Below are 1434 nucleotides of genomic sequence, written 5' to 3' on the forward strand. Positions count from 1 at the left end.
CTTCGATCACTTTCGTTGTGAAGCACCGTTCTGGTGTGGAGGCGGGATGTGTCCGATTCTTGAGAACTCAACAGCGTGCACTATGTTCAATGCCAATTTTATACCCCGGCCTTGATCTTCGGATCGGGTTGGGATTCCTTTGGAAATTGATGTCAGCTTCCGGCTTTCGGGTCGGAGAGATGTCTTATTTGCTAGAGGTCAAACTTGACTCTCCTTCTCTTCGGGGTTGGGGGTCGTAATTTTTTTACGGAGAGTTTGATCCTGGCTCAGGACGAACGCTGGCGGCGTGCTTAACACATGCAAGTCGAACGATGAAGCCCAGCTTGCTGGGTGGATTAGTGGCGAACGGGTGAGTAACACGTGAGTAACCTGCCCTTGACTCTGGGATAAGCGCTGGAAACGGCGTCTAATACCGGATACGACCTGCCCCGGCATCGGGTGCGGGTGGAAAGTTTTTCGGTCAAGGATGGACTCGCGGCCTATCAGCTAGTTGGTGAGGTAATGGCTCACCAAGGCGACGACGGGTAGCCGGCCTGAGAGGGTGACCGGCCACACTGGGACTGAGACACGGCCCAGACTCCTACGGGAGGCAGCAGTGGGGAATATTGCACAATGGGCGAAAGCCTGATGCAGCAACGCCGCGTGGGGGATGACGGCCTTCGGGTTGTAAACCTCTTTTAGTAGGGAAGAAGGGCTTCGGCTTGACGGTACCTGCAGAAAAAGCACCGGCTAACTACGTGCCAGCAGCCGCGGTAATACGTAGGGTGCAAGCGTTGTCCGGAATTATTGGGCGTAAAGAGCTCGTAGGCGGTTTGTCGCGTCTGCTGTGAAAACCCGAGGCTCAACCTCGGGCCTGCAGTGGGTACGGGCAGACTAGAGTGCGGTAGGGGAGAATGGAATTCCTGGTGTAGCGGTGGAATGCGCAGATATCAGGAGGAACACCGATGGCGAAGGCAGTTCTCTGGGCCGTTACTGACGCTGAGGAGCGAAAGCGTGGGGAGCGAACAGGATTAGATACCCTGGTAGTCCACGCCGTAAACGTTGGGAACTAGATGTGGGGACCTTTCCACGGTCTCCGTGTCGCAGCTAACGCATTAAGTTCCCCGCCTGGGGAGTACGGCCGCAAGGCTAAAACTCAAAGGAATTGACGGGGGCCCGCACAAGCGGCGGAGCATGCGGATTAATTCGATGCAACGCGAAGAACCTTACCAAGGCTTGACATATACCGGAAACTTCCAGAAATGGTTGCCCCGCAAGGTCGGTATACAGGTGGTGCATGGTTGTCGTCAGCTCGTGTCGTGAGATGTTGGGTTAAGTCCCGCAACGAGCGCAACCCTCGTTCTATGTTGCCAGCACGTCATGGTGGGAACTCATAGGAGACTGCCGGGGTCAACTCGGAGGAAGGTGGGGATGACGTCAAATCATCATGCCCCT

1 rRNA gene (only partly in view) is annotated in these 1434 nt (G+C 55.6%); it reads left to right on the forward strand.

Annotated elements, in window-relative coordinates:
• Positions 1–243: 243 nt before the first annotated feature.
• Positions 244–1434, forward strand: a 16S ribosomal RNA gene (locus C5C56_RS17235) (it continues 189 nt past the right edge of the window).

The sequence above is a fragment of the Rathayibacter sp. AY1D1 genome (genome assembly GCF_002932635.1).
GTDB lineage: Bacteria > Actinomycetota > Actinomycetes > Actinomycetales > Microbacteriaceae > Rathayibacter.